Source organism: Staphylococcus condimenti (genome assembly GCF_001618885.1).
Taxonomy (GTDB): Bacteria; Bacillota; Bacilli; order Staphylococcales; family Staphylococcaceae; genus Staphylococcus; species Staphylococcus condimenti.
On sequence record NZ_CP015114.1, the window covers coordinates 616,356 to 638,136 of the forward strand.

At 35.4% G+C, this 21,781-nt stretch carries 17 protein-coding genes; all 17 read right to left on the bottom strand.

What is annotated here, in order from left to right; genetic code table 11:
- Positions 1–37: 37 nt before the first annotated feature.
- Positions 38–5,188: a YSIRK-type signal peptide-containing protein gene (locus tag A4G25_RS03055; RefSeq protein WP_047131258.1), complete on the bottom strand. Its 5,151-nt coding sequence runs from the start codon at positions 5,186–5,188 to the stop codon at positions 38–40.
- Positions 5,189–5,638: 450 nt separating this feature from the next.
- Positions 5,639–5,989: a 50S ribosomal protein L19 gene (gene rplS / locus A4G25_RS03060; protein WP_047131259.1), complete on the bottom strand. Its 351-nt coding sequence runs from the start codon at positions 5,987–5,989 to the stop codon at positions 5,639–5,641.
- 103 nt (positions 5,990–6,092) lie between these two features.
- Positions 6,093–6,830, bottom strand: a complete 738-nt coding sequence (gene trmD, locus A4G25_RS03065) for a tRNA (guanosine(37)-N1)-methyltransferase TrmD (protein WP_047131260.1) — start codon at positions 6,828–6,830, stop codon at positions 6,093–6,095.
- 1 nt (position 6,831) lies between these two features.
- Positions 6,832–7,332 (bottom strand): ribosome maturation factor RimM, encoded by a 501-nt coding sequence (gene rimM, locus A4G25_RS03070; protein ID WP_047131261.1) that lies wholly within the window; start codon positions 7,330–7,332, stop codon positions 6,832–6,834.
- Positions 7,333–7,439: 107 nt separating this feature from the next.
- Positions 7,440–7,718: a 30S ribosomal protein S16 gene (rpsP, locus tag A4G25_RS03075; protein ID WP_047131262.1), complete on the bottom strand. Its 279-nt coding sequence runs from the start codon at positions 7,716–7,718 to the stop codon at positions 7,440–7,442.
- Between the two features lie 252 nt (positions 7,719–7,970).
- Positions 7,971–8,252 (bottom strand): YxeA family protein, encoded by a 282-nt coding sequence (locus A4G25_RS03080; RefSeq protein WP_047131263.1) that lies wholly within the window; start codon positions 8,250–8,252, stop codon positions 7,971–7,973.
- A gap of 322 nt (positions 8,253–8,574) precedes the next feature.
- Complete coding sequence (ffh, locus tag A4G25_RS03085) at positions 8,575–9,942, bottom strand: signal recognition particle protein (protein WP_047131264.1); 1,368 nt, start codon at positions 9,940–9,942, stop codon at positions 8,575–8,577.
- A gap of 17 nt (positions 9,943–9,959) precedes the next feature.
- Complete coding sequence (locus tag A4G25_RS03090) at positions 9,960–10,292, bottom strand: putative DNA-binding protein (protein WP_047131265.1); 333 nt, start codon at positions 10,290–10,292, stop codon at positions 9,960–9,962.
- Positions 10,279–11,541 (bottom strand): signal recognition particle-docking protein FtsY, encoded by a 1,263-nt coding sequence (gene ftsY, locus A4G25_RS03095; protein ID WP_047131266.1) that lies wholly within the window; start codon positions 11,539–11,541, stop codon positions 10,279–10,281. Before ftsY ends, A4G25_RS03090 begins: the two co-directional genes overlap by 14 nt.
- Complete coding sequence (gene smc / locus A4G25_RS03100; protein WP_047131267.1) at positions 11,538–15,107, bottom strand: chromosome segregation protein SMC; 3,570 nt, start codon at positions 15,105–15,107, stop codon at positions 11,538–11,540. The genes ftsY and smc overlap by 4 nt, the downstream gene beginning before the upstream one ends.
- A 42-nt stretch (positions 15,108–15,149) precedes the next feature.
- Complete coding sequence (gene rnc / locus A4G25_RS03105) at positions 15,150–15,818, bottom strand: ribonuclease III (RefSeq protein ID WP_371093615.1); 669 nt, start codon at positions 15,816–15,818, stop codon at positions 15,150–15,152.
- 191 nt (positions 15,819–16,009) lie between these two features.
- On the bottom strand, positions 16,010–16,243 hold the full coding sequence (locus A4G25_RS03110) for an acyl carrier protein (protein WP_002480667.1): 234 nt from the start codon (positions 16,241–16,243) through the stop codon (positions 16,010–16,012).
- 134 nt (positions 16,244–16,377) lie between these two features.
- The gene (gene fabG / locus A4G25_RS03115) at positions 16,378–17,115 is read right to left on the bottom strand and encodes a 3-oxoacyl-[acyl-carrier-protein] reductase (protein ID WP_047131269.1); all 738 of its coding nucleotides are present in this window, start codon (positions 17,113–17,115) and stop codon (positions 16,378–16,380) included.
- Positions 17,108–18,034: an ACP S-malonyltransferase gene (gene fabD / locus A4G25_RS03120; protein ID WP_047131270.1), complete on the bottom strand. Its 927-nt coding sequence runs from the start codon at positions 18,032–18,034 to the stop codon at positions 17,108–17,110. Before fabD ends, fabG begins: the two co-directional genes overlap by 8 nt.
- Complete coding sequence (gene plsX / locus A4G25_RS03125) at positions 18,034–19,014, bottom strand: phosphate acyltransferase PlsX (RefSeq protein ID WP_047131271.1); 981 nt, start codon at positions 19,012–19,014, stop codon at positions 18,034–18,036. The genes fabD and plsX overlap by 1 nt, the downstream gene beginning before the upstream one ends.
- 1 nt (position 19,015) lies before the next feature.
- Positions 19,016–19,579: a transcription factor FapR gene (gene fapR / locus A4G25_RS03130; protein ID WP_047131272.1), complete on the bottom strand. Its 564-nt coding sequence runs from the start codon at positions 19,577–19,579 to the stop codon at positions 19,016–19,018.
- A gap of 143 nt (positions 19,580–19,722) precedes the next feature.
- Positions 19,723–21,780, bottom strand: a complete 2,058-nt coding sequence (gene recG, locus A4G25_RS03135) for an ATP-dependent DNA helicase RecG (RefSeq protein ID WP_047131273.1) — start codon at positions 21,778–21,780, stop codon at positions 19,723–19,725.
- Between the last annotated feature and the right edge of the window lies 1 nt (position 21,781).

Sequence of the window (21,781 nt, forward strand, 5' to 3'; positions counted from 1 at the left end):
GTCAATCGACGCGGCTCTTTTATTTGCAGGTATTTAATTATTTTTCAGTACTGTCTTTATCTTCATTTTTTCTTTTTCTGTAGAACATCATTAATCCACCGACAGCAATCATTAATGAAGCGTATATTGGATTTATAGGTGTTAAGTTTTCGCCTGTTTCAGGTAATACTTTTTCTTTATTATTTTTTGCTTTATGATTTGCTTCTTTTGTTAATGTTTGATTTTGTTTCACATTAGATTTAACTGTTGAATTGCTATCAGAGTTTTCAACATTTGATGTTAATTTCGATTCTGCATCATTTTCAACAGTCGGAACAGCAGTTGTTTCTTTCACTTCTAAGCTATTAATTGCATCTTCGATTATTTGAAGTGCATTTTGAATTTCTTCAATCGTTAACTCATCTGAATTTTTAACAAGTAATTCACCATTTTTCACAGCTTTTTCTAATGATTCAACAGATTGTTGTGTGTATTCAGAAGTTGGAATTATCTTCACTTTATCAATTGCTTTTTGCAATTCTGCTAATTTATCTTTTGAATCTTCAGTAGTTGTTTGTATCTCTTCTACTGGCTTAGTTGTTGGTTTATCAACAATTGTTTGGTCGACTCTGTCCTCATCAACTATTGGATACTCATTGTTTGGTTGGACGATTTCCTCATTAACAAATTCTTCTTTAGTTTTACCTGTATCTAACTCTTCTTCTTTCACTTTTGCTGCTTCAAGTGCATCTTTAACATCTTGTGCATTTTTAGTAGCAATCGCACTATTTAATGCTGCCACTGCTTCATTCACTTTAGTTTGGGATATATTCGGATCTGCTGCTGTTTCAATAGCATTTGACAATGCATCCAACACTGCCGCATCTTCTTTATCTCCCGGATCATAGTAATTGATATTTTCCGCTTTTTCGATTGATTTATCTAATTCTGTTTTATCAACTTTATTTTCTTGTTTTGCTTTCTCTGCAGCTTCTTTGGCGTCTTGTTCTGCTTTAGCATTAAGTGCTTTATCTAATTCAGATTTCGCTTTATCAACATCTATTTGCAAAGCATCAGCAGCTGCTTCTACTTCTTTAGCATTTGATAATGCATCCAATACTGTCGCGTCTTCTTTATCTCCTGGATCATAGTAGTTGATATTTTCCGCTTTTTCGATTGATTTATCTAATTCTGTTTTATCAACTTTATTTTCTTGTTTCACTTTCTCTGCAGCTTCTTTGGCGTCTTGTTCTGCTTTTAGATTGAGTGCTTTATTTAAATCATCAGCAGCTTTTTTCACTTGTTCAGGTGTGGCATTTAAATCACCTTCAACTTCTTGTCCTGCTTTTAATGCATCATCTACTGCTTTGTCTTCAGGATCATTCATATCTAGATTATCGAATGCTACAGCAACATCAAGCGCTTTTTCAAGTTCTGTTTTATCTGCTTTTGTTTGCAATGCATCTTTGGCATCATTGATTGCTTTGGCTGCCTGCTTCAACTCTAATGGTGTTTTATTTATGTCTGCTTTTGCTGTTTCTCCTGCTTTCACAGCGTTATCTAAAGAAGTTACCGTATTTGGTGTGTAATCTGCTTTATTGACTGTTTTTGCTGTTTCAAGTGCTTTATTCAATTCGTCTAATGCATCTTGCTTTGCTTCAGCATCTTTTGCGTCTTGTTCTTGTTTAACATTAACTACATTATTTAATGCATCTTTTGCTGCATCTACTGTATTTTGATCCGCATTCGGGTCAGCTTGTACTTTCTTCGCTTCATCTAATGCTTCTTGAACGCCTTTATCTTCTGCTTTTATAATTGCTTCATTTAATTTTGTTTTATCTGCTTTTGTTTGCAATGCATTTTGCGCATCTTTAACTAGTTGCGTTGTTTTTTTGATTTCATCTGCAGTTTTGTCATTCGGTGCATCTACGATGGCTTGACCATCTTGAACTGCATCTGCTAGTGTTTCCACACTATTAGGCGTGTAATTTTCTTTATTGACAGCATTTGCTTTTTCTAATTCTGCATTCAATTCATTTAAAGCATCTTGTTTTTCTTTATCTGCATCATCTTTTGCGTCTTGTTTTGCTTTAGCATCAAGTGCTTTATTCAAACTTTCAGCAGCTTTTTTCACTTGTTCAGGCGTGGCATTCAAATCACCTTCTATTTCTTGTCCTGCTTTCAATGCATCATCTACTGCTTTGTCTTCAGGGTCATTTAAATCTAAGTTATCGAATCCTACAGCAGTATCAAGCGCTTTTTCAAGTTCTGTTTTATCTGCTTTTGCTTTTAATGCATCCTTAGCATCATTGATAGCTTTGGCTGCCTGCTTCAACTCTTCCGGCGTTTTATTTATGTCTGCTTTTGCTGTTTCTCCTGCTTTCACCGCATCATCTAAAGGCGTTACTGTATTTGGTGTGTAATCCGTTTTATTGACTGCTTTAGCTGCCTCAAGCGCTTTTTCTAATTCATCTAATGCAGCTTGCTTCTCTTTATTAGCAGCATCTTTGGCATCTTGTTCTTTCTTAGCATTGAGCGCATCGTTTAATGTGTTCTTAGCTTCATCTACTGTATTCTGCTCTGAATTCGGATCAGCCAGCACTTCTTTGGCTTTATCTAACGCATTTTGTACTGCCTTATCTTCTGTATCTGCGGGTTCTAAATTATTTAAGGCTTCAGCTGTTTTAATAGCTTGGTCAAGCGCAACTTTATTTGCTTTTTCTTTTAATGCATCTTTAGCATCATTGATTGCTTTGGCTGCCTGTTTCAACTCTTCCGGTGTTTTATTTGCATCTGCTTTGGCTGTTTCTCCTGCTTTTACCGCATCATCTAAAGGCGTTACTGTATTTGGTGTGTAATCTGTTTTATTGACTGTATTAGCGGCTTCAAGTGCTTTATTCAATTCATCTAATGCGTCTTGTTTGGCTTTTGCTTCAGCATCTTTCGTATCTTGTTCTTTCTTAGCATTGAGTGCATTGTTTAAATCATCAGTAACTTGTTTCACTTGTTCAGGTGTAGCGTTCAAATCGCCCTCTACTTCTTGTCCTGCTTTCAATGCATCATCTACCGCTTTGTCTTCAGGATCATTTATATCTAGATTATCTAATCCTACTGCAGTATCAAGTGCTTTTTCAAGTTCTGTTTTATCTGCTTTTTCTTTTAATCCATCAATGAATTGATTAATTTCCTTTGTTTTTGCAATTGTTTCTGGCACACTTGCAGATGATGGATCATCTAAAATACTTTGTCCTTCAACAGCTGCTACTTTTAAAGGTGCAAAACTATCAGGAGTATATGCTGGCTCATCTGCAGCATTTGCTTTATTTACAGCTGCTCTCAAAGCTTCAATAGCATCAGCTGCAATTTTATTATTGATTTCATCTTCAAGATTCCATGTTGCTTCTTTAATTGCTTGCGGTTTTGCATCAGGGTCATTCTGAACAGCAATTGCAGCGTCTAGTGTATTTTTCAGTATTTGATCTGTAGCTGAATCATTCAATGGTTCTAAAGCCTTTGCTGCTTCAATTTGCTTCGTTAATTCTGATTTATCAGGCGCAAGTTGATTAATTGCATCCTGGATAAGTTTTGTGGCAGCTTTTAATTGTTCTGGTGTAGCAGCATTATCTGCTGCTAGTTGCTTCCCAGCTTCTTTTGCTGTTTCTAATGGTTTAACAGATTCTGGAGTGAATTCAGCTTGTTCTATATTTTGTGCTGTATCAACCGCTTTATTCAACTCATCAAGTGCTGCTTGTTTATCCTTGGCAGCAGCATCTAGTGCATCTTGTTTGGCTTTTGCATCAAGTGCATCATTTAAATCTTTAGCTGCTTTTTCTACTTCTGCAGTTGTAGCATTTAAATCGCCCTCTACATCTTGACCTGCTTTCAATGCATTATCAACCGCTTTATCTTCAGGATCGTTTTTATCTAAGTTATCAAACATAACTGCTTTATCAAGTGCTTCTTCAAGTTCTGTTTTATCAGGTTTACGTTCTAATTGATTGATTCCATCATTGATTTCTTTTACCGCTTCTTTAATTTCTTGAACACTGTATTTCGCACGTTCTACTGGGTCATTAGATGTTGAAGATACAACTAATGTATTATATTTATCCACTATATCTTTAAGGTTTTGTGCAGTTTTTGGAGTATAGTATTCTGCTTTTTCTAATTTTGAACCTCTCTCTGCAACTGCAATTAATTCTTCCACAACATCTTGTCTTAATTTTTCTTGAATAGCTGTGTTCAATTTATTCTTACTATCATCAGCTGCTTGTTGACCCGCATTCAAATCATTATCTACATTTTTTGCTTCTGCTAATGCATCAATTAAGTTTTGATCTATTTGCTTATTTGGATCTAAGTTTGTAATGCTTTGTCCATCAGTTATTGCTTTTTCTAATTCACTTTTATCAGTTGGTACTGCACGAACTGCAAATTTAGGACTTTCGTCTTCTTTTCTGGGTAAAGTTGCTTGAGGTTTATATAAATCTTTTTCAGCAGTTTCACGATTAAGTAATAATTTAACTACTTCAGTTTTAATTTCTTCACTCGTTAATCCATCTGTATCAATGACAGCCAACGCTTGATCAATTTCTGAACTTTTAAGTTGATCACTTAATTCTGTTTTAACTTTTTCTACCTTTTGTTCAGTAGATAAAATTTCTGCAGAATTATCTATACCTTCATAAAGCTTCGAGTTACTTTCTGTTCCTAATACATGTGGATTATTGGTTTCAGATTCAACTGTATCTGCTGTAGGTTGTTGGTTTGTATCGATTCCATTTTGTTGCTCACTATTTGGTTTTACATTTGATTCTTTTTGTTTTTCAGTTGATACAAATGCATTTTTATTTTCTTGTTTAGTAGAAGTGGTAGGTGTTGACGTTTCTGTAATTTCTTTGTTTAATTCCAAACCATTTTCTGATTTAACATCATTTATGTTATTTTCAAGTGTGCTATTTTCATTTTCCTTTGTTAATTGAGGCGGCGTTTCTTGTGTAGTTTCATTTTCGGGTTGTGGCAAAGTTTGTGCTTTTGTTGAATCATTTGCAACTTCAGCTACTGCTTTCTCACTTGTTTCTTCTGCTGCTTGAGCATCATTCTGACCTAAGAACAAAAGTGTTCCTAATAAAATTGAAGCTGTTCCGACAGTAAATTTTCTTATAGAATACTTGTTCTTTAAATTAGGTAAAAAATCCAGCTTTTTCATTCGATGTCCCCCAAGATAGGTAATTTTGATATCTATTAATATTATAATATTACCTAGCGAAATTGTATATGATACATCTCTTATATACATTTAATCATTTTATATAAATTACTGAAAATTGTTACCTATTTTTATATGTAATATGCACCTGAAATATGTTTGAGATACAAAATTGTAGCTTTTAAAACTATTCATATTTGCAACTCATGCTTTTGGGATCCATGAATGGGTATCAGTACCATTAAGGAATGTGAAGTTAAGTTTTCACTACTAGAACACTACTTATAGAAAAATTGAGCTATTGTTACTATAGATTAATCTTTTAGATCGCTGCTTTGTTTTTGATACTCGTATCTGCTTTATCTTTCATGCCTAGCTATTTTCGAAATAAAAAAAGACTGCCCCATCATTGGGACAGCCTGCTCTTCTCGCATGTCTATTTGTCTAAAATTAACGAATTTCTTTAATTCTAGCAGCTTTACCACGTAAGTTACGTAAGTAGTAAAGTTTAGCACGTCTAACTTTACCGCGACGTTTAACTTCGATTTTTTCAATTTTAGGAGTGTGTAATGGGAATGTACGTTCCACACCAACACCTGAAGAAATCTTACGTACAGTGAAAGTTTCTGAAATTCCGCCACCGTGGCGTTTAATTACAACACCTTCAAATACTTGGATACGTTCACGAGTACCTTCAACGATACGTACGTGTACACGTACAGTGTCACCTGGACGGAATGTAGGTAAGTCTGTGCGTAATTGTGATTTAGTTATTGCTTCGATTAATTTGTGATTACTCATTATTTATTCTCTCCTCTAACCTATGTTCTTGCCTTGACAACAAAATAGCAGCGGATCATAGTGATTTTCGTGCTTAGCACACTTCAACTATATTAGCATACTGCTATTTTGTTTTCAATTGCTTTTTGTAGTTTTCTAGTATTTTTTCATCTTCTGAAGTTAACGGATATTTCGCTAACAAGTCCGGTCTTTTTACAAAAGTGCGGATCAATTTCTGCTCATGTCGCCATGCATCAATCTTTGCATGATTTCCTGATAATAGTACATCAGGAACATTCATACCTTCAAATTCTCGTGGTCTCGTATATTGCGGAAACTCTAATAAGCCATCAGAAAAAGAATCATCTTGGTGAGATTGTTCATTACCGAGTACACCTGGAATCAAACGAACAATCGCATCTGTCATTGTCATCGCTGGTAATTCTCCGCCTGTTAAAACATAATCACCAATCGATATTTCATCTGTTACCAAATGTTCTCTAATACGTTCATCATAACCTTCATAATGACCGCAAATAAATACAATATGCTCTGCAGTACTTAAATCCTGTGCAATCTCTTGTGAAAACGGCTTCCCTTGAGGACACATCAAAATAACGCGTGTGTCTTCGCTTGTTTCAAGATCTTTCATCGCATTAAAGACTGGTTCTGGTTTTAAAACCATTCCTTGACCTCCGCCAAAAGGATAATCATCTACTTGATTATGCTTGTTAATTGAATAATCCCGGAAGTTAACTGTGTTGACTTGAATAATTTCTTTATCTTGAGCCCGCTTTAAAATAGAATGATTCAAAACACCATCAAACATTTCTGGAAATAGTGTTAAATAATCAATTTTCATTTTAATCTAACATTCCTTCCAATGGTGTAATTTGAATGCGTCGTCCTTCAACATCAACCTCTTTAACAACATCTGCAATATATGGAATCATATATTCTTTGTCTCCTTGAACAACCCATACATCATTCGCACCAGTTTCAAATATTTCCTTTACACGGCCGATAGGTGTATCACCTTCGAAGACAGTACAGCCGATAATATCTGAATAATAAAATTCGTGTTCATCTAACTCGATGTCCGCATGATCACGTTCTTGTGTCAACACATCACCTTTAAAGTGTTCGATATCATTGATATTATGGATACCTTCAAATGTCAGCATATGAAATCCTTTGTGCATACGATAAGAAGCAACTGTTAATTCAGTTTCTTTACCATCATGCTTAACTGTTAAGTTCTCACCAGGTTGAAAACGTACATCTGTAAAATCAGAATTAGATTTTACACGCACTTCACCTTTAATACCATGCGTATTCACAATTTTACCGACTTCAACTTTCATATTTTTCTGCCTCCATTACGGTCTCTGATTGAATAAAAACTTTAATGCCTAATAACAAACCCTGAAACAACTATATTGTCTCAGGGTTATATATCTTAAGCAAATTATTACTTAGAATGACGTTGTTCTTCGAAAGTTTTCAAAATACCTTCTCTTGATAAGATATTGTGAACTGTATCAGTTGGTTTCGCACCGTCTTTCAACCATTTAAGTGCTAATTCTTCGTCGATTGTTACTTTGTTTTCACCAGAGTTATCTACTGGATTGTAAGTACCGATTTGTTCGATAATACGACCATCACGTGGTGAACGTGCGTCTGCTACTACGATACGGTAGAATGGATTTCTTTTTGAACCTAAACGTGTTAAACGAATTTTAACTGCCATGTTTAATTCTCTCCTTTAAATCTTTGTTTTCTTTTCTACAAGGAATAATAATAACAGTTAGCCGGAAGTTTGTAAAGAGTTTTTTCTTTACCATTTAAAATTCATTCAATTCTGAAGTATTTCCTCTGATTTTACTCTATTTATATTTTCATTAGTGTATTTATTTAAATTGAAATTAACGTCAAAACTTATCAACATCTTAATTTTCCAGCGATTTTACACTGCAATTCTATATATATTCTAAACGTAAAATCAATTTATATCTTTTGGCAGTGATTTTATATAGTGGATTTCACTCACATACTTACCTTTGTGTATGATATCTACATATTCTCGTTCTGGATCAAAACCATTGAATGTTAATTTATAGGATAGCTTCTCACCAGATTTATCGTAAGCTGTTACATTTTCATAATATTGAGTCCCTTTTTCCACCTTTGCATACGCATGTTCCGTTTCTAAAAAAGGATTAAATCTATCAACAAATTCATTCCTAACAAAAATAAAGATGATTGCTACACATACGACTGTCATTATAACGGCAATTAATGTTTTTTCATTTTGTTTAGCTCCTTCATGATGATTAATTCTAGTTGTTTTACCAATACTTACGCAAAATGGGAATAGCATGCATATTATTAATAAGTCACAATATGTAAAATGGAATAATACACTGATTTAAAATAAATTCTTAAGAATTTTCCTGCTCAATATCATTAGTTTTCTGGTACAAATTAAGCAAGTTTTTATTTGACTTTCTTTTATTATGTCATAAACCCCTTTAAAAATACAGAATTTTCTGATATTTATACTGACAATTAAAAAAGCCAGAGCTTCATACTCTGACTTTCCAATATTAAAACGGTAAATTCATACCTTTTAACATATTTTCCATCTGACTGCGTTTGCCTTTTTTGCCTTTACCGCCGCCAGAGAATTGTTTCATCATTTTCTTCATATCATTAAATTGTTTCATTAAACGATTCACTTCTTGTAATGAACGTCCAGAACCTTTAGCAATACGCTTTTTACGAGATACATTTAGAATATCTGGATTATTACGTTCAGCTAAAGTCATTGATTGGATAATTGCTTTGATATGATCGATTTGTTTATCGCTCATATTCAGCTTATCCATTCCTTTCATTTTGTTCATACCAGGAATCATCTTCATAATTTCATCCAATGGTCCTAAGTTTTTCACTTGGTCCAATTGTTCTAAGAAATCATCTAATGTAAGTGAAGATGTACGCATTTTTTTCTCTAAATCTTTAGCTTTAGATTCATCGACATCTTGTTGTGCTTTTTCAATTAAGCTGAGTACATCACCCATGCCTAAGATACGAGAAGCCATACGTTCTGGATGGAACACTTCTAATCCATCCATTTTTTCACTCATACCTACAAATTTGATAGGTTTTTCAGTTACAGAGCGGATAGATAATGCAGCACCACCACGTGTATCACCATCAAGTTTAGTTAGTGTTACACCTGTTACATCTAATTGATCATCAAATGATTGTGCTACATTTACTGCATCTTGACCTGTCATAGCATCGACAACCAACATGATTTCGTTAGGTTTTGAAATTTCTTTAACCTCAGTTAATTCACTCATCAATGCTTCGTCAATATGCAGACGACCAGCGGTATCAATGATAACGAAGTCTAAATGTTCTTCTTTTGCATATTTCAATGCATTTTCTACAATTTGTTGCGGCTTAACTTGGTCACCTTCACTATAAACAGGAAGATTCAATTGTTTACCCACTGTTTCCAATTGGTCGATTGCGGCTGGACGATAGATATCAGCTGCAACAAGCAATGGTTTTTTATTATATTTTTTTCTCATTAAAAGTGCGAGTTTACCTGCAGTCGTTGTTTTACCTGCACCTTGCAAACCAACCATCATGACAACTGTAGGTGGTTTATTTGCCATATTAATAGTGGAATTTTCGCCACCCATTAATTGTGTTAATTCATCTTGGACAATTTTGATAACCTGTTGGCCAGGTGTCAAAGATTGCATTACATCTGAACCTAAAGCACGTTCAGAAACCGTTTTGATAAATGATTTTACGACCTTAAAGTTAACGTCGGCTTCTAACAATGCAAGACGCACTTCACGCATCATTGCTTTAATATCCGCTTCAGTCACTTTACCTTTACCTCGGATTTTTTGCATGGTCGCTTGTAAACGATCGGACAATCCTTCAAATGCCATACCAAGTGACCTCCTTATTATTCTAATTCTTCTAGTTCTTCAATATATCGTTTCAACGCATCCGGGTCTTCAATAGATGCTTTCATTTGATTATAAATTTCACGGCGCTGCTCAAATTTTGAATACAGCTCTAATTTAGTTTCATAATCTTCTACTAAATCACCAGTTCTTCTTATGTTATCATATACTGCTTGTCGACTCACATCAAATGTATCAGCGATTTCACTCAATGAGTAATCTTGCAGATAGAATAGTTCTAAATAGTTACGTTGTTTTTTCGTTAACAATGATTGATAAAAATCAAACAAATAATTCATGCGTAACGTTTTAACTAAATCATTTTTGCTCATGAGATGATGCCTCGCCGTCTTCTGCACGTTCAACTGGTTCACCATGTTCTTCTTTGTATTCATCGACAGTTTCTTCAATCATGTCAGCAAATAAGCCGTAAACATAGCTTTCTGGGTTGAATGGTTGCAAGTCGTCGAGTTTTTCACCAAGACCAACGTATTTCACTGGAATATGCAATTCATTTCTAATCGCTAAGACGATACCACCTTTAGCAGTTCCATCTAATTTAGTTAAGACAATACCAGTCACATTAGTAACCTCTTTAAAACTGCGCGCTTGAGATAAAGCGTTTTGTCCAGTTGTGGCATCTAAGCAAAGCAATACTTCGTGCGGCGCATCGGGTACTGCTCGTCCGATAACGCGTTTCATTTTTTCTAACTCATTCATTAAATTTGCTTTGTTTTGCAAACGTCCAGCAGTATCGCAAATTAAAATATCTACATCTTTATTTTTAGCTGCATTAATCGCATCATACATAACAGCTGCAGGGTCTGAACCTTCGCTTTGGCTGACAACATCAACACCCACACGTTCGCCCCAAACTTTCAATTGATTAATAGCGCCTGCACGGAAAGTATCTCCAGCAGCAAGCATTACTTTTTTACCTTCTGCTTTATAACGGTGTGCTAATTTACCGATTGTTGTTGTTTTGCCGACACCATTTACGCCTACCATTAAAATGACATTTAAACGGCCATCTTCAAGGTTCATCACTTCAGAGTGATCATCATCTTGTTCATAGATTTCAACAATTTTTTCAACAATGACTTCTTTCAGATCAGAAGTTTCTTTAATATTGCGGCGTTGTGCTTCTGTGCGTAATTCATCTACTAGTTCCATTACTGTATTGAAACCTACGTCCGCTGTAATCAGCATTTCTTCCAAAGCTTCAAAGAAATCTTCATCAACTGTACGATAACGTGCAATCAGGTTATTCAATTGTTCTTGGAAATTTTCACGAGATTTTTCTAAACCTTGTTTGAATTTCGCACCTAGTTTTTGAGATTCAATTTCTTCAAATTCTTCAATCGAAATCAAACCGTCATCAAAATCAAAATCATCTTTCGGTTCTTCTTTTTTCTCTTCTTTAGGGTGGGCTTCTGGCAATGTAGATTTAGGCTCAGGTTTTGAATCTTCTTTTGAGGATTCGGAATCTTGATTTTCATCTTGGTCTAAATCTTTAAGTTCTTTTTCTTCATCGGATGATTTTCCAGAGAATTTGTCCTTTAATCGTTTAAAAAAGCTCATTCTTTTTCCTCCTTCAATACTTCATCTATCGTATTTAAGTTCACACTCACAAGTTTTGAAACACCTGATTCTTGCATGGTAATACCATATAATCGGTCAGCCGCTTCCATCGTTCCTTTTCTGTGTGTAATCACAATAAATTGTGTCTTCTCAGATAATTGCTTCAAATAATTTGCATAACGAATCACATTAGCTTCATCTAGTGCTGCTTCTACTTCATCTAGTATAACAAATGGTGCTGAACGTACTTTTAATAATGCAAATAATAATGCAATTGCACTTAATGCACGCTCACCGCCGCTTAATAATGAAAGGTGCTGCAGCTTCTTACCTGGCGGCTGTACAATAATATCTACACCAGCTGTCAGATAATCATCATCAGTTAAACGCAATTCTGCTTGTCCGCCGCCAAAAAGCGATTTGAATACTTCTGTAAAATAGCCTTGTACAGCATGGAAAGTTGTTTTAAAACGATCAATCACCGCTTCATCCATTTCCTTAATGATTTGTTCTAAAGTCGCTTTTGCTTCGCGCAAGTCAGTACGTTGTTCATCTAAGAATGTATAACGTTCATTAACTTCTTCAAATTGCTGAATCGCATTCAAGTTGACAGGACCTAATTCTTCAATCGACATTTTTGTTAATTTCACTTTTTTACGCAAAGCATCAATCGACTCATCTTGTTCATATAATTCGCGTGCTGCTTCAAATGTTAAGTGATAATCTTCATTTAAATGATCCATAGCATGATCAATCAAGACATCTAATTTAGATTGTTCTGCTTTTATATCTTGATAACTATTTTCGATAGAAAGAATATCGCGATGTGCTTCTTGGAGCAATGCGTCGTACTCTTCTATCTCTTCGTTAATTTCTTGACGTTGCTTTTTCAATGACCCTAAACGTTGACTGAGTGCTTCTTTTTCTTCTTTTTTCACTTCAATATCAGCTTGAATTGTTTCAAATGCTTTTTGGCCCGTCACTTCATCTGAATTGAATAATTTAATATCTTCTGCTAATTTTTCTCGTTGTATTTGATTTTGTTCAAGCTGTTTATCCAACCTCGCAAGTTGTTCGCGTCCTGTTTTCGTACGCTCTTTTAACACTGCCAAATCAGATTTTTTTTGATGTAATTGCTGTTGTAATTGTGCAGAGCTTTCTTTCCCTTCTTTAGAAAGTTGTGTCAGTGTTTCAATCTGCTTTTCTAATTCAGCTAATTTATCTGCTAATGCTTGCTTTTGGACTTCTTTATCTTTTAAAGTTTGACGACTTTTTTCACTTTGGTAACCATCATTTTTTTCGAATTCAAACTCTTCATGTTCACTCTTAATATGAGATTCGCTTGTCTTTAATCGATCCAATTCTAAAGATAAATCATGTACACTTTGTTTTTCAACATTGTAACGCTGACTGATTTCTAAATAATCTTCGCTATATTGATTGGCTGCTTCTTTCACTTGCTGCACATTTTGTTCAAACTGCGCAGTTTGTTGTTGAAAGTGTTTTAATTGCTTGCGTAACTGTGCAAGTTCATCGCGTTGTGCGAGAATGCTTTTAGTTTGCCGCTGACCTCCGCCAGTCATTGAACCACCCGGATTTACGATATCACCTTCTAGAGTCACAATACGTGTACGATAGCGAATCGCGCGTGCCAGTTCATTCGCATGTTTCAAATCATCGACAATAATTGTATTACCTAATAAATTAGCTACAACATTACTGTATTGCGATTTTGATTTTACTAGTTCTGCACCGATTCCGATATAACCCTCTGCTTGTTCAGCAGTAGTTTGAATATCATGGTTCAGATGTCTCGCTTGGATTACATTCAAAGGTAAGAATGTCGCTCTGCCTAAATGGTTTTGTTTTAAATATTGAATGGCTTGTCTTCCATCTTTTTCACTTTCCACAATAACATGTTGCAATGAAGCACCTAACGCTGTCTCTATTGCAGTCGTCAAATCAGACGGCACATCAATGACTTCAGCAACCGCTCCATGAATGCCATGCAATTCTTTATCTTTGGCTTTCAAGACATGTTTGACACCATTAAAGAAGTAAGTATAATCTTCTTCTCGGCTCGATAAACTTTCAATTTTCGCTTTTAACTGATCATTATAACGATAAGCTTGATAAAGTTTTTCTTCATCTTCACTTTGCTTATTTTTAGCTTCCGTCAGTTTTGCTTCACATGTTTGGAGTTCTGCTTCTATACTTTTCAAGTTTTGCTGACGCGCTTGTTGCTTCTTTTCAATTTCTGTAATTTTTGATTGAATCGTTTTTAATTGATTAAACGCTTCTAACAAACGACTATCTAACCTAGATTGTTTGGCTTCATTTTCCTCTATCGTTCTTTCTAAGAATCGAATATCATTATTAACCTCAGATTGTTCAGACATAATGTCATAGTATTGGTTTTTAATTTCTTCCAATTCTTCATCATGATCAGCATCACTGATATATAACTTATCTTCTAACGCTTTAATTTCACTTGTTAATGCTTTTTGTTTATGCATTAAGTCATTTTGTGCAGTTTCCATTTTTTGACGTTCTGCTTCAATTTCTTCAACTTGCGCTTCCAAAGCAGATTGTTCTTCTTCATAACGCGCATTCGTTTGAGATTGATTTTTCTTACGCTCTTCTAAAACGTTTAATTGACCTGCTAATTTTTCAGCTGCTTCTGTTGTCTGTACTAATTCATAATTCAATCGCTCGATGTCATCATTTTTTTGGTTCAGTTCGGCTTTATATTTGCTCAATGTTTTGGAATAAGAAGTCTTATCTGCTTCTTTTTGAGCTTGTTTGCTTTTTAATACATTCAGCTGCTCATCCGCATTTCGTATTGCTTCTTGATAATCATTGATATCATGCACTGTAACCAGTACGTCACTCTTTTTCATTTCTTGAGAAAGATGTTGATATTCTTTTGCGATAGCAGCTTCTTCTCTCAACGGCTCTACACGGCCTTCTAAATCATAAAGAATGTCTTCAACACGTGTGAGGTTTTCTTCAGTCTGATCTAATTTTTGTACAGAAGCTGCTTTTCGTTTTTTATACTTTAAAACGCCTGCTGATTCTTCAATAATTTGACGTCTGTCAGCAGGTTTCGCATTTAAAATTTCATCAACTCGCCCTTGAGAAATAATACTGAAAGCTTCTTTTCCTAGACCAGAATCTAAAAAAAGTTCAAGGATGTCTTTTAAACGTGCTCGATCATTGTTCAAATAGTACGCACTTTCACCGCTTCGATATAATCGGCGCGTGACGATAATTTCATCTTCATCAATATTCAATTGATGTGCATGATTATCTAACTTCAAACGTACTTCAGCATAATTTTGTGCCTTACGATGTTCTGCACCAGAAAAAATAATGTCTTCCATTTTAGAACCGCGTAACGATTTGGCTGATTGTTCACCAAGCACCCATTTAATCGCATCGGTAATATTACTTTTTCCGCTGCCGTTCGGGCCGACAATTGCAGTGACACCTTGGTCGAAATTAACCTCAGTTTGTTCTGCAAATGATTTAAAACCGAACGCATTGATTGATTTTAAATAAACCATGCTTTACTCTTTCTCCTTATTACTGTTGTGACAGTATATTACTTATTTCTTTTTCATATCATTATAGGCTTTTTCAGCCGCTTTTTGTTCAGATTCTTTTTTCGTTCTGCCCTGACCTTTTGCGACAGCTTCACCTTCTAATAATACCTCTGAAGTAAACAAACGATGATGTGCAGGACCTTCTTCATCAATTAAGCGATACGTAACATTGCCTTTGCTGAGTCGGTGAATCAGTTCTTGGAATTGCGTTTTAAAATCTACTACGCCCATCAATTCATCATCTTCTACATGCGGGAAGATTACTTCTTCTGAAAACTGCCAAACTGCATCTAGACCTTGATCTAAATATAATGCACCCACAAATGCTTCAAATGCATCAGATACAAGTGACGGTCTAGTGCGGCCGCCTGTTTTTTCTTCACCTTTACCTAGTAAAATAAGTTCATTCAACTGGATTTTATTCGCAAATATTACAAGTGAGGGTTCACATACAATTGTCGCGCGCATCTTTGTTAAGTTGCCTTCTGGTAATTCCGGATACTTATCGAATAAATAGCGTGAAACCGTCAATTCTAATACCGCATCTCCGAGAAATTCCAAACGCTCATTGTGGGCTAGACGATCCATATTGAAATCATTTATAAAACTAGAATGAGAAAATGCTTGTTGATAAAGTGGTAAATGATCATAATTCAGTTTTAACATATGCATTTTATCTGCAAATTTTTTGTTAAAACTCTGCAGTAATGCTTCTTTCTTATGATTGGTCAAAAAAAGACCTCCTTTATTTCTATCAAAATGCGTATTTATACGCTGTCTATGTTACTCATTTTACGTGAATTTTCCGTAAAACAAAAGAAAAATCTGAGTCGCTAAAATAGACGACTCAGATAATATTTTCATTATTTTTCAAGGTTGTTGATGAAATTAACTGCGTCACCAACTGTATTGATTTTTTCAGCTTCTTCATCAGGAATTTCAGTACCAAATTCGTCTTCTAATTCCATTACTAATTCAGCGATATCAAGTGAGTCAGCGCCTAAATCATCTTTGAAAGATGCGTCTTCAGTTACTTTGTCAGCATCTACACCTAAACGGTCAACGATGATATCTTTAACTTTATCGAAGTTTTCCACGTCGATTCACCTCCTTTAACAAGCCTTTACGACTCTATTATTTTCCCATTTTATTATCAATAATACAAGTAGGTTTACCCATAAATTAGTGTAATCGCACTACTTATATCGATTTGTTTAAATTTAAATGGGTATTATTCCATGAACATTCCACCATTTACATGAATAGTTTGACCAGTGATATATTTTGCTTTATCAGAAGCTAAGAATGCTACTGTATTCGCAATATCTGTATCCTCACCGAAACGGCCTAAAGGAATTTGTGTTTTCATTTGATCTTTAAGCTCATCGCTTAATGCATCTGTCATATCTGAAACGATAAATCCAGGTGCTACTGCATTGACAGTAATACCGCGTGAAGCAAGTTCACGTGCAGCTGTTTTTGTTAAACCAATAACCCCTGCTTTAGTTGCGACATAATTGGCTTGTCCTGGATTACCGACTGCACCTACAACACTTGTTAAGTTGATGATTGCGCCGCTGCGTTGTTTCATCATTTGACGTGTCGCTTTTTGAATACAGTTGAACACACCTTTTAAGTTTGTATCAATAACGTCATCCCATTCTTGTTCTTTCATACGCATTAATAAGTTATCACGTGTGATACCTGCATTATTTACAAGTACATCTAATGAACCGAATTGAGAGACAACTTCTTGTATCATATCTTTAACTTCATCAGGATTTGCGACGTTAGCTTGAATAGCAAAAGCTTCGACACCTTTGTCTTTGATTTCTTCTACTACCGCTTCTGCTTTTTCTTTGTTACCCGCATAGTTAACAGCTACGTTGTAACCTTCATCTGCCAATTGCAAAGCAATGCTGCGTCCGATACCTCTAGAAGCTCCTGTTACTAATACACTTTTACTCATTTTCATTCCATCCTTTAACGTCTTCGAGTGTTTGAATCGAAGTTAATTTAATATCTCTGTTGATTTTCTTGATTAAACCAGATAAAACTTTACCTGGACCGATTTCGATAAAGTGATCAACACCTTGATCGATTAACCATTCTGTTGATTTGATAAATTGAACTGGTGAGTAAAGTTGTTTCACCATATTTTGTTTGATAACTTCAGCATCTGTTTCTGCTTCAGCGTGATAATTCTGTACTACTGGAATCTTTGCGTCATGCCATTCAAATTGATTGATATATTCTTCAAAATCTTTTTCAATCACTTGCATCATAGATGAGTGGAATGGTCCAGATACATTTAATGGCAAGACACGTTTCGCACCTAATGATTTACTTTGTTCTACAATACGGTCAATAGCTGTTTTGTGTCCTGAAACTACAATTTGTCCTGGAGAATTGATATTCGCAGGTTCAATAATAGAATCTTCTTCAGAAAGCTTCTCACAAATTTCTGCGACTTCATCATAATCTAAACCTAATACAGCTGCCATACTTCCTACTCCGCTTGGAAATGCTTGTGCCATCAGTTCGCCTCTTTTACGAACGATTTTAACTGCATCTTCAAAAGAAAGCACTTCTGCTGCTACTAAACTTGAATATTCTCCTAAGCTATGACCCATTGTATAGTCAGCTTCCACATTATTCAAAGCGTTCAATAAAGCAATACTATGTGTCAATAATGCAGGTTGTGTATTTTCTGTTTCGCCTAATTTACCTTCTTCGTCTGTAAACATTGTTTCAAGCAAATTAAAATCTACAGCACTTTGTGCTTGATCTAAAATCTCTGTTGCTTTTGTATCAACTTGATATAAATCTTTTGCCATGCCGACTTTTTGTGCACCTTGTCCTGGAAAAATAATGGCTGTTTTGCCCATTATGCTTCACCCACCGTTTCTCTCATGATTTCAACTATACGTTCTTCACCAGCGATTTTAGCTTGGCGAATTGCTGAGTAAAACGCTCTGGCATTAGAACCGCCGTGCGCTTTTACTACAATGCCGTCTAATCCAAGTAAAACAGAACCGCCGTATTCAGCGTAATCCATCTTCTTCATGACTTCATTCAAGTCTTTTTTCAAAATAAGTGCCGCTAATTTATTTTTAACACTACTTAACAATGTAGATTTGAACATTTTGCCAATTGATTTAGCAGTGCCCTCTAAGTTTTTTAATACCATATTGCCTGTAAAGCCATCAGTTACGACTACATCTGCTGCATCATCCATCAATGTCTTAGCTTCAACATTGCCTGAGAAATGGAATGAAGTATCTTCACTCATTAATTTATAAGCTTCTTTAGTTAAACTGTTACCTTTTTTCGGTTCAGTTCCAATATTTAATAATGCCACTTTAGGTGCTCCGATACCTCGGATTTTTTCTGCGTAGATATTACCTAATTGTGCATATTGTAATAAATGTTCAGGTTTAGCATCTGCGTTTGCCCCAACATCCAAGAATGTAAATCCTTTTCCTGAAATTGTCGGTAAAGTCACCACTAAAGCAGGACGCGATACACCTTCGATACGTCCTACGATAAATAGACCTGCAGACATTAAAGCGCCTGTATTCCCTGCAGAAACACAACCTGATGCTTCTCCATCTTTAACTGCTTGTGCTGCTCTTACCATAGAACTGTCTTTTTTACGTTTGATGGCACGAACAGGTTCGTCAGTCATTTCAATTTCTTCTGTACAATGACGGAATTCTAAGCGTGAATGTTTAATATTGCACTGCTTTTCATCTCCGAATAAAATAATATGTAAATCAGGGAAGTCATTCAACGCTTTCTCTACCGCTTCTAATACGATACCAGGTGCGTCATCTCCACCCATCATGTCAATGGCTAAAGTCACCATATCATGATTCCTCCTCGCTATAATAATACATTTTGAATGTACCTTTAAATACGCATTTATCTTTCACATATGATGATACGGCAACTGTAATATATTTTTTGCCGAAATCTGTCACTTGTGCAAAAGCATGCACAGTGTCATGCAACTTGACTTGTCTCAAAAAGCTCACTTGGCTATCACGTGTTAGGACCATATTTTTTTGAATCAAGGCTACACATAAAGAATTCGCCTGTGCAAACAAAATATGACCACGCGCAATATCATTTCGTGTAAACACTGAGTCTTCTGTGATATAAATCAATGATTCTGCAGTTACATTCGGTTCTACCCGAATTAAGTCACCAATAATTTCGTTTCCTTCAATTGCACGAATATGTTTATAATTATGTTCTGCTACAGATTTAATACGTTTTCTTAATTCTGGAATTTTCAAGTAAGTTCGATCTAAACGGATTGTTTGGATACTTACTGAAAACATCTCACTCAATTCATTGTCAGTCATAAAGGGGTTTTGTTGTAATTGTTCCTTGATAGCATCACGTCTTGCTTGTTTTTTCAATTTCATTTCTCTGCCCCTTTCTTTTTAGTACCAAGTCTTAAGACTACCTTCATATCATATCATTTTCTTTTAAAAATGCTCAACAAAAAACACATCATACATGTGTTAAAAATAGTTTAACTAAAAATGTACGATGTGTCATTTAAACTTTAATCAAAACTTGTATGCAATAAATTCTCTTCAACAAAGTTGCGCAATACTTCATACTCATCTGTGAAAAATTTTCCAGATTGAATGAGTTCGCCCGCTTCATCTCTCGCTACTTCTAACATACGATAATCTTCTACAATGTTTGCAACTAAGAAATCAGGCAGCCCGCTTTGTCTCACACCGAAGAAATCACCTGGGCCGCGCATTTCTAAGTCACGCTCACTTAATTCAAAACCATCTGTTGTCTGAGTCATAATGTTCATACGCTCTATACCGGTTTCTGTTTTAGGCGAAGCAATGAGTACACAATAACTTTGATGATCACTACGACCGACACGCCCACGTAATTGGTGCAGAGTAGATAAGCCGAAACGATCGGCATCATAGATAATCATAAATGTAGCATTCGGAACATTAACACCTACTTCAACAACTGTAGTTGATACTAAAATATCAATTTCGTGTCGATTAAAACGCTGCATGACGTCATCTTTTTCATCTGCAGGCATTTTACCATGCAATAAACCCACACGCCCTGTTCCGTAATGTTCTTCTAATGACTCGTATAATGCGACCACATTTTGAACATCTTCTAAATGTTCAGAGCTCTCAATTAAAGGACAAATAACATATGCTTGTCGCCCCTTTTCTAACTCTGAAGTCATTTGATTCAATACCGTATCATACTGTTCATGTTTTGCCCACATGGTTTTAATCGGTTTTCTTCCTTTTGGCAGTTGCTTAATAGAAGAAACATCCATTTCTCCAAATACTGAAATCGCCAATGTTCTTGGAATCGGGGTTGCTGTCATAAACAAGACATTCGTCATCGCGCCTTTTTCTCGCAATGCTTGTCTTTGGTTAACACCGAAACGGTGCTGTTCATCAGTAATTACCAGACCCACATTTTGAAATGAAACATCATCTTGAATTAAAGCATGAGTACCAATCAGACAATCAATCGTACCGTTTTCAAGCTGTTCTAATAACAATTTGCGTTTCTTCCCTTTAACAGAGCCGGTCAACAAGGCTACATTCATTCTATCTCCAAAAAGTTCGGTTAAACTTTCTGCATGCTGTTCGGCTAATATTTCTGTCGGTACCATTAATGCCGATTGATATCCTGCTGTTTTCAATGCAAACATACAGAGTGCTGCGACAACTGTTTTCCCTGAACCTACATCACCTTGTAGTAGGCGATGCATGCGAATAGGTGCTTTCAAATCTCTGAAAATTTCATTCACACTATGCTTTTGAGCATCAGTCAATTCAAAAGGCAGATCATCAATAAACTTTTTAACTTCTGCTAAGTCATAATTAATTTCTATTGCTTCATCACTAGCTTTTTCTAATCTGTTCAACCACTGCATACGCAATTCAAACAAGAAAAGTTCTGTAAACGCATAAGTTCTGCGTGCTTTTAGTAATTCTTTTTTGTTATCTGCATAATGCAATGCACGAATTGTAGTTGCCAGTGATTCTAATTTATATTTTTCACGTAAATCATCAGACAGCCATTCACGAATTTCAATATCATCCAACACTTTTCGGATAATATCTCGCATCGTTTTTTGTTTAATACCTTCTTTAATGCGATAGACTGGATCTAATTGTTCACCATCATTATTTTGTATGTCTTCTGCACCTGTTGTAAACATACGCATGCCATTTATTTCCTGTTTTGCACGATTCCATTTCCCTTTAACTGTTACTTGATCATGTAAATTAATTTTCTTTTTAAGATAAGGCTGATTAAAAAAGACTGCTTTAACCGCAATATTATTAATCATAAGATGCACTGTTACTTTAGAACGGTTTCTACCAAAAAAAGCGACAGTGGGCGTAGAATAAACTTCGCCGGTCACTGTCACGGTGGATTGATCCTCTGCTTCATTCAAATCTACGATACTATTGTCTTCATAGCGAACTGGCAGATAGAGCACTAAATCTTCTACATTATATATATTTAATTCATTTAACACCGCAATGCGTTTAGGTCCTAGTCCTTTAATGTGTTCTAACGCATAGGGTTGATCAATGAGATTTACTTTAGACATG